Consider the following 7,874-nt stretch of genomic DNA (forward strand, 5'->3'; position numbering starts at 1 on the left):
AACGTCCCCGGCTTGAAGGCCAGTCTATTTTGTTTTGATTGAACGTTCAATCAACAAAGAATAAGCTCTGCGACAAATAGCCGCGGCCTACAGGTATTTCCTACGCGTGGGCCGCAGCATCTGACACCTGCAAAAACCCTTGAAACAGGCCGTATCAAGGCCTTGCTGACGCTCGCGTCGGCTCTGGAATTTTCGCGGTGTCTTTATAACACCCGTCCGTCGACTGCCGAAAAATCGATGTTCCGGGATAACCGTTGCCTTGTGTTTCTCTCTCTAGCACTGCCTGGAGCATCTGCGCCATGAGTTCTGCCTCTCTTATAAAGACCCCGCCGGAAAAGGTAAGGGTCAACGGTTGGGTGTTTTACACCTCCACCGCGCTGATTCTGTTGTTGACCGCCATTTTGATCATCGCCCCGCAGGAGGCCGGGCGCATGCTGGGTGTAGCGCAGGCCTGGCTGTCGAAAAGCTTTGGCTGGTATTACATGGTGGTCATCGCCGCCTACCTCGTGTTCGTGGTTGGCCTGGCGTTTTCCTCGTACGGCAAATTGAAACTGGGCAGCAAGGACGACACCCCGGATTTCAGCTACGGCGCCTGGGCCGGCATGTTGTTCTCGTCGGGCATCGGCATCTCGCTGCTGTACTTCGGCGCCTCCGAGCCGCTGGACCACTACTTCAACCCGCCCGAAGGCGCGGCCGCCAGCAACGGTGCGGCACGCCAGGCGTTGCAACTGACGTTCCTGCATTGGGGCCTGCACGGCTGGGCGATTTACGCGCTGGTCGGCTTGGCCGTGGCGTACTTTGCGTACCGGCATAACCAGCCGCTGGCGTTGCGTTCGGCGTTGTACCCGCTGGTGGGCGAACGCTGGGTAAAAGGCGCGGCTGGCCATGCGGTGGACGGTTTTGGCATGTTCGTGACCTTGCTCGGCCTGGTGACGAACCTGGGCATCGGCTCGATGCAGGTGTCGTCCGGGTTGGAAAACCTGTTCGGCATGCAGCACAGCAACACCAACCTGTTGATCGTGATCATCGTGATGAGCACTGTGGCGACCATCGCCGCCGTGTCGGGTGTGGAAAACGGTATTCGCCGCCTGTCGAACCTCAACATCGTGCTGTTCAGCGGTTTGCTGATCTTCGTGTTGCTGTTCGGCCCCACCCTGCACCTGCTCAATGGCTTGGTGCAAAACACCGGCGATTACCTCAACGGCATTGTGCTGAAAACCTTCGACCTTTATGTGTACGCAGGCGACGCCGACAAGACCGAGCGCTGGATGGGCCTGTGGACCCTGTTCTACTGGGCGTGGTGGATTTCGTGGGCGCCGTTCGTGGGCATGTTCATCGCGCGTATTTCGCGTGGTCGCACCGTGCGTGAACTGGTGGCCGGCGTGCTGTTGATTCCGCTGGGCTTCACCCTGGCGTGGCTGTCGATCTTCGGTAACTCGGCGCTGGACCTGGTGCTGAACCACGGTGCGGTGGAACTGGGCAAGACGGCGCTGGAACAACCGTCGATGGCCATCTACCAGTTGCTTGAGCATTACCCGGCGTCGAACATCGTGATCGGCGTGTCGATTTTCGTCGGCTTTGTGTTGTTCCTGACCCCGGCGGATTCCGGCGCGGTGATGATGGCTAACCTGTCGTGCACCGGCGGCAACGTGGACGAAGATGCGCCGCACTGGCTGCGTATCTTCTGGTCGGCGGTGATCACTCTGGTGACCATCGGCCTGCTGTTTGCGGGCAACTTCGAAGCCATGCAAACCATGGTGGTGTTGGCGGGGCTGCCGTTTTCGGTGGTGCTGATTCTGTTCATGTTCGGTTTGCACAAGGCCATGCGCCAGGACGTGGCGATCGAACAGGAGCAGGCGCAACTGGCCGAGCGTGGCCGCCGTGGTTTCAGCGAGCGTTTGACCGCGCTGGACCTGCAACCGAGCCAGGCCACCGTGCAGCGCTTTATGGACAAGCACGTAACGCCGGCGCTGGAAGAGGCGGCGACGGCGTTGCGTGATCAGGGGCTGGACGTGCAGACCCTGTTGGGCAAATCCAAACGCTGTATTGGTCTGCGCATCGAGATGGAGGAGGGCAACCCGTTCGTTTACGAAGTGAGCCTGGATGCTTACTCGTCGGCCCCAGGCGACTTGCCCGAGGAAGAGCGCACGCGTTACTACCGGGCCGAGGTTTACCTGCACAACGGGCCTCAGGAATACGACCTGATGGGCTTTGCCCAGGAACAAATCACCCGGGACGTGCTCGATCAGTTTGAAAGCCATCGGCAGCTCCTTGGCCGTGTCTATAGCTGATGATTGAGCCCGGTGGGAATGCGCTCAACTGTGGGAGGGGGCATGCTCCCTATGGCGGTGTTTCAGTCAGCACAGCTGCTACTGTTGCACCGCTATCGGGAGCAAGCCCCCTCCCACACTGACCGCGTTTTTTCAGTGGGGTTTGGGGTGTTGGGTTAGCCGAGGTTTTTGCCGAGCAGGGCGTGGTAAAGCTCGCTGTCGCCCAATATCCCCACCACCTGGTTGTTGTCCTGCAGCACTAACTTATTCCCGGTGTGGTAACGAATCTGCAACGCATCGCGCATGCCGATATTGGAATCCACCAGCGTCGGCACGCGGCCCAAACCTTCTACCGGTTGCCCCGGTGCCCAGTTCTGCAGGTTCAACGCTGTGCCGTTCTGGCGGGCGCCCTTGATCACGTTGCCTTCGGTGAGGTCCAGCCAGGAGTCGCCGCCCGGGTCCAGGCTGATCGAGCCGTTCACATGGGTGCAGTTGTCCACTGTGCGCATCAGGCTGCGACCGCAGAGCACGTTCAGCGGATTAGTGTGCGCGACGAAGGTGCGCACATAGTCATCCGCCGGGTTCAGCACGATCTCTTCCGGCACGCTGTGCTGGATGATCTTGCCGTCTTTCATGATTGCGATGCGGCTGCCCAGCTTGAGTGCTTCATCCAGGTCATGGCTGACAAACACGATGGTCTTGCTCAGCTTGCGTTGCAGCTCCAGCAGTTCATCTTGCAGGCCTTGGCGAATCAGCGGGTCGAGCGCGGAGAAGGGTTCATCCATCAGCAGAATGTCGGCGTCCATCGCCAAGGCACGGGCCAGGCCGACGCGTTGCTGCATGCCGCCGGACAGCTCGTCGGGCTTCTTGTTGCGCCACTGGGTCAGGCCCACCAGCTCCAGTTTTTCATCCACCAACTTGCGCCGCTCTTTTTCCGGGCGGCCCTGCATCTCAAGGCCAAAGCTGATGTTCTCGCGCACCGTCAGCCAAGGCATCAAGGCGAACTTCTGGAACACCATGGCGATGCGTTTGGTGCGCATCATTTTCAGCTCGGCGGGCGTGCACGAGGCGATGTCGATCTGACGGCCTTCATGCTCCACAAACAACTGACCACGGCTGACGGTATTGAGCCCGTTAATGCAGCGCAGCAAGCTCGACTTGCCGGAGCCCGACAAGCCCATCAGCACACAGATTTCGCCTTTCTCTACATCCAGGCTGGCGTTTTCAACGCCGACAATTTGCCCGGTCTTTTTCAGGATTTCGTTACGGCTCATGCCTTGGTCGAGCAGCTTGAGCGCTTCGCGTGGGTCTTTGGAAAAGATCACGTCGACCTTGTCGAATCGAATAATGCTCATGCATCACCCCCAGTTTTGGCGTCGGGTTGTTTGCAGATGCGGTCAAGCATGATGGCCAGCAATACGATCGCCAGACCTGCTTCAAAGCCCAAGGCAATGTCGGCGGTGTTCAGCGCGTTGACCACCGGCTTGCCGAGGCCGTCGGCGCCCACCAGGGCCGCGATCACCACCATCGACAACGACAGCATGATGCATTGGGTAATGCCGGCAGCGATGCTCGGCATGGCGTGCGGCAGTTCGATACGCGAGAGCAACTGACGGCGCGAGCAACCGAAGGCCTTGCCGGCGTCCATCAACTCTTGCGGCACATCGCGGATGCCCAGGTAGGTCAGGCGGATCGGCGCCGCAATCGCGAACACCACGGTGGAAATCAGCCCGGGCACCACACCCAGCCCGAAGAGGGTCAGGGTAGGGATGAGGTAGACGAAGGTCGGTACGGTCTGCATCAGATCGAGCACCGGCCGCATCAGCGTATAAAACATCGGTTTGTGCGCGGCGATAATGCCCAGCGGCACACCGATGACCACGCAAACCAGGGTCGCGAACAGCACTTGCGCGAGGGTTTCCATGGTTTCCTGCCAGTACCCCAGGTTCAGGATCAGCAGGAAGGAGGCAATCACAAAAACCGTCAGGCCCCATTTACGTTGAATAAAGTGAGCGAGTAGCGCAACCAGACCGATTAATGCCAGCGGGTTGAACCAGGTCAGCGCAAACGTCACGCCGTGGATCATCGTTTCCAGGGTCGATGCGATTGCGTCGAAATAGTTGGCGCCGTGTTCGGTCAACCAATCGACGAAGGCAGCGATGTACTGGCCCAGCGGGATTTTATGTTCAGTCAGCATGGTAGTGAAGGTCCACATGCGAAGGGAAAAACATCCCGGGCCAGCGCACCGGCCCGGGGTCAACAGGCTTACTTGTCGAGATAGGCTTTGACGGCCTCAAGCCCTGGCTTGCCGTCCACGGTGGTCACATTGGCGAGCCAGGTGTCGAGTACTTGCGGGTTCTTCTTCAGCCAGGCCTTGGCTGCGGCGTCGGGCTTCATCTTGTCGTCGAGCACGTTGCCCATCAGGGTGCTTTCCATGTTCAACGTGAACGAGAGGTTTTTCAGCAGTTGGCCAATGTTGCTGCATTCCTGCGTGTAGCCCTTGCGCACGTTGGTGTAGATGGTGGCCTGGCCGTAGTTGGGGCCGAACGAATCATCACCGCCGGTCAGGTATTTCATCTTGAAGCGGGTGTTCATCGGGTGCGGTTCCCAGCCAAGGAACACGATGGCCTTGCCGCGTTTGGTGGCACGCTCAACTTGCGAGAGCATCCCGGCTTCGCTTGACTCGACCACCTTGAAACCTGCGGTTTTCAGGCCGAAGGCATCCTTGTCGATCAAGGTTTGAATGGTGCGGTTACCGTCGTTGCCTGGTTCGATGCCGTAGATTTTGCCGTCCAGCTCATCCTTGAATTTCACGATGTCGGCAAAGTCTTTCAGGCCCTTGTCATACAGCGCCTCGGGGACGGCCAGGGTGTACTTGGCGTTCTCCAGGTTGGCGCGCACGGTTTCTACGCTGCCGGCATCGCGGTACTGCTTGATGTCGTTCTCCATGGTCGGCATCCAGTTGCCGAGGAAGATGTCCATGTTCTTGCCGTCGGCCAGCGACTTGTAGGTGACCGGGACCGAAATCATCGTGGTGCGCGGCTTGTAGCCCAGGCCCTTGAGGACTTCGCTGGTGGTGGCGGTGGTCACGGTGATGTCGGTCCAGCCGACATCAGAGAAGTTAACGGTCTTGCACTGTTCCGGTTCTGCGGCGTGTGCCATCACCGGCAGACTCAACATGGCGGCCAACAACAACGAGGGTGAACCTTTCATGGGGGTAGACTCCTGTGTCTTTTCTGGCGGCATTCGCCGCGCTTTATAAGGGTTGCGGTTGGGACGTGCGACAGACAGCTCTGGCACGGTGCCTTGCAAACGAGTCGAGACTGATCATGTACCAGTGAAAATCTGACGCCTACAGGGGGCGTCGTATCCAGTACAGGGATGGTCGTATCCAGTGTCGGTGACGTCGCTTACAGCTTTTTTTAACCGCAAAACTGTAGTTTTTACCGATATGCACAGTTAAAAACGGCCAAAACTGACGATTGCGCACGGGCGACGCTGGTTAGCATGGTTACGTCGGTATGAGACGGCTTGATGACGGGCAAAAGCCTGATGATGCCGCGATCTGGGCCGTGTAGCTCGCTGGTGCCTGGCCTGTGCTCACCGAGGCGTTGCACGGCAATGGCGATCAGCGTTTTCGTTTTCGACCTGTTCAAGATCGGCATCGGGCCTTCGAGGTCTCACACCGTCGGCCCCATGCGCGCAGCGGCGTTGTTCGTCCAGGCATTGCGTGAACGTGAACTGTTGGAACAAGTCAGGCGGGTCGAAGTTCAGCGTTACGGGTCTTTATCGGCCACCGGCATCGGTCACGGCAGCACACCGCCGCCATTATGGACCCGATGGGCGAGTGGCCAGACACGATAGCGGTGGTGCAGCCACTACTGCTCATAAAGTGCACACCCCACTCCAAAAGCGCCACCTTTTAGCGCGTCGCAAACAGATAAGTCGCTTTCGAGCAAATCCCGGCCTGACCCGCTGTCACCTGTGCGTGTGGTGACAGAATTTTCCTACGCCCGCAAAGCGCACTTCACACAAGTGCTACCGAACTGCTCACACACCTTGAGCGGACAACGGCTACGCGTTTTTCGAGGCATATCCCGCACTTCTTGCGTGGGCTTATATAGACACGTCAACAGGTCGTTTTCAGGAGTTATTGAATGGTCATTCAATTTTGGGCATGGCATTTGCTCTATCCATTCAAAGCCTCTCTCCCTTCGCTTTTTATCGCTCGGGAACAGAGCGCAATAACAAGAGCCTCGCCTGAGGCCATCACCCGCTTTGTGTGAGGAGATACCGCGATGACGTCGTCCAACTCAGGGGCTCAACCCCAGAACCGTGCGCCCCAATCCATCGGCTTTTTGCTGCTGGACAATTTCACGCTGATTTCCCTGGCGTCCGCCGTGGAACCGCTGCGCATGGCCAACCAACTGTCCGGCCGCGAGCTCTATCGCTGGACAACCCTGAGCGTCGACGGCAACCAGGTGTGGGCCAGCGATGGTCTGCAAATCACCCCCGATGCCTCCATGCACAAAGCGCCGGCGCTGGACACGGTGATCGTGTGCGGCGGCGTCGGTATCCAGCGCACCGTCACCCGCGAGCATGTGTCGTGGCTGCAAAGCCAAGCGCGCCAGTCGCGGCGTCTCGGCGCTGTGTGCACCGGCAGTTGGGCGTTGGCGTGCGCGGGTTTGCTCGATGGGTTTGATTGCAGCGTGCACTGGGAATGCCTGGCGTCGATGCAGGAAGCCTTCCCGCGCGTGGCCATGAGCACACGCCTGTTCACCCTCGACCGCAACCGCTTCACCAGCTCTGGCGGCACTGCGCCGCTGGACATGATGCTGCACCTGATCAGCCGCGACCACGGCCGTGAATTGTCTGCCGCCATCTCCGAGATGTTTGTGTACGAACGCATCCGCAACGAGCAGGACCACCAGCGCGTGCCGCTCAAGCACATGCTCGGCACCAACCAGCCGAAGCTGCAGGAAATTGTCGCGCTGATGGAAGCCAACCTCGAAGAGCCGATCGACCTGGACGAACTGGCGGTGTATGTGGCCGTATCGCGTCGGCAGTTGGAGCGGTTGTTTCAAAAATACCTGCACTGCTCGCCGTCGCGCTATTACCTCAAGCTGCGCCTGATTCGTGCGCGGCAGTTGCTCAAGCAAACGCCGATGTCGATTATCGAAGTGGCCTCGGTGTGCGGGTTTGTGTCGACGCCGCACTTCTCCAAGTGCTACCGCGAATATTTCGGCATTCCGCCACGCGATGAGCGCGTCGGTTCCAACACCACGCAGCAAGTGGCGATGCTGCCGATTCCGCAGGCGCTGGTGTTGTCACCGTTGTCGGGGCCGTTGTCGGCGTTGAGCCAGGCGCGCAATGAGTCGACGTTTGCCAGTGTAAGGCTGTAGACCGGGTCGCCTGCTATCGCGAGCAAGTCGAATCGTCGCACCGCCGCTCCCACATTTTGAGTTGTGAACACAATCACTGTGGGAGATTCTATGGTTTTGGGGAAGCCTCCAAAACCGCTTTCGACTGGTATTCGCTCAGGTTTTTCATGAGAGAAAACGCGATGCGAGCCAGCTTGCGGGCGATGATGACCAGGGCCTGAGT

5 protein-coding genes and 2 pseudogenes are annotated in these 7,874 nt (G+C 59.0%); 3 read left to right on the forward strand and 4 right to left on the reverse strand.

Annotated features, from left to right (window positions below; all coding sequences use genetic code 11):
• Positions 1 to 356: 356 nt before the first annotated feature.
• Complete coding sequence (locus tag ACOZK9_RS20480) at positions 357 to 2,291, forward strand: BCCT family transporter (protein ID WP_341869428.1); 1,935 nt, start codon at positions 357 to 359, stop codon at positions 2,289 to 2,291.
• Positions 2,292 to 2,446: 155 nt separating this feature from the next.
• Here the strand turns inward: ACOZK9_RS20480 and choV are convergent, their stop codons facing one another.
• The 3 genes from choV to ACOZK9_RS20495 form a co-directional block, all read right to left on the reverse strand.
• Positions 2,447 to 3,625 carry a choline ABC transporter ATP-binding protein gene (choV, locus tag ACOZK9_RS20485; protein WP_058415172.1) on the reverse strand — a complete coding sequence of 393 codons (1,179 nt, stop codon included), beginning with the start codon at positions 3,623 to 3,625 and terminating at the stop codon, positions 2,447 to 2,449.
• The gene (gene choW, locus ACOZK9_RS20490) at positions 3,622 to 4,467 is read right to left on the reverse strand and encodes a choline ABC transporter permease subunit (protein WP_058415173.1); all 846 of its coding nucleotides are present in this window, start codon (positions 4,465 to 4,467) and stop codon (positions 3,622 to 3,624) included. The genes choV and choW overlap by 4 nt, the downstream gene beginning before the upstream one ends.
• A 68-nt stretch (positions 4,468 to 4,535) precedes the next feature.
• Positions 4,536 to 5,483: a choline ABC transporter substrate-binding protein gene (locus tag ACOZK9_RS20495; protein WP_152750674.1), complete on the reverse strand. Its 948-nt coding sequence runs from the start codon at positions 5,481 to 5,483 to the stop codon at positions 4,536 to 4,538.
• Between the two features lie 414 nt (positions 5,484 to 5,897).
• Here ACOZK9_RS20495 and ACOZK9_RS20500 point away from each other — a divergent pair.
• A pseudogene (locus ACOZK9_RS20500) lies at positions 5,898 to 6,133 on the forward strand (serine dehydratase beta chain); the annotation flags it as partial.
• 435 nt (positions 6,134 to 6,568) lie between these two features.
• The gene (gene gbdR / locus ACOZK9_RS20505; protein ID WP_058415176.1) at positions 6,569 to 7,672 is read left to right on the forward strand and encodes a choline metabolism transcriptional regulator GbdR; all 1,104 of its coding nucleotides are present in this window, start codon (positions 6,569 to 6,571) and stop codon (positions 7,670 to 7,672) included.
• A gap of 88 nt (positions 7,673 to 7,760) precedes the next feature.
• On the opposite strand, the pseudogene ACOZK9_RS20510 reads toward gbdR, so the two are convergent.
• Positions 7,761 to 7,874: pseudogene (locus ACOZK9_RS20510) on the reverse strand (IS110 family transposase); the annotation flags it as partial.

This window comes from Pseudomonas kitaguniensis (assembly GCF_049199985.1).
Lineage (GTDB): Bacteria > Pseudomonadota > Gammaproteobacteria > Pseudomonadales > Pseudomonadaceae > Aquipseudomonas > Aquipseudomonas kitaguniensis.

Excerpts from the sequence above, each read along its gene's own strand:
- gbdR (WP_058415176.1), top strand. The coding sequence starts at position 6,569 with ATGACGTCGTCCAACTCAGGGGCTCAACCCCAGAACCGTGCGCCCCAA.
- choV (WP_058415172.1), bottom strand. The coding sequence starts at position 3,625 with ATGAGCATTATTCGATTCGACAAGGTCGACGTGATCTTTTCCAAAGAC.
- choW (WP_058415173.1), bottom strand. The coding sequence starts at position 4,467 with ATGCTGACTGAACATAAAATCCCGCTGGGCCAGTACATCGCTGCCTTC.
- ACOZK9_RS20495 (WP_152750674.1), bottom strand. The coding sequence starts at position 5,483 with ATGAAAGGTTCACCCTCGTTGTTGTTGGCCGCCATGTTGAGTCTGCCG.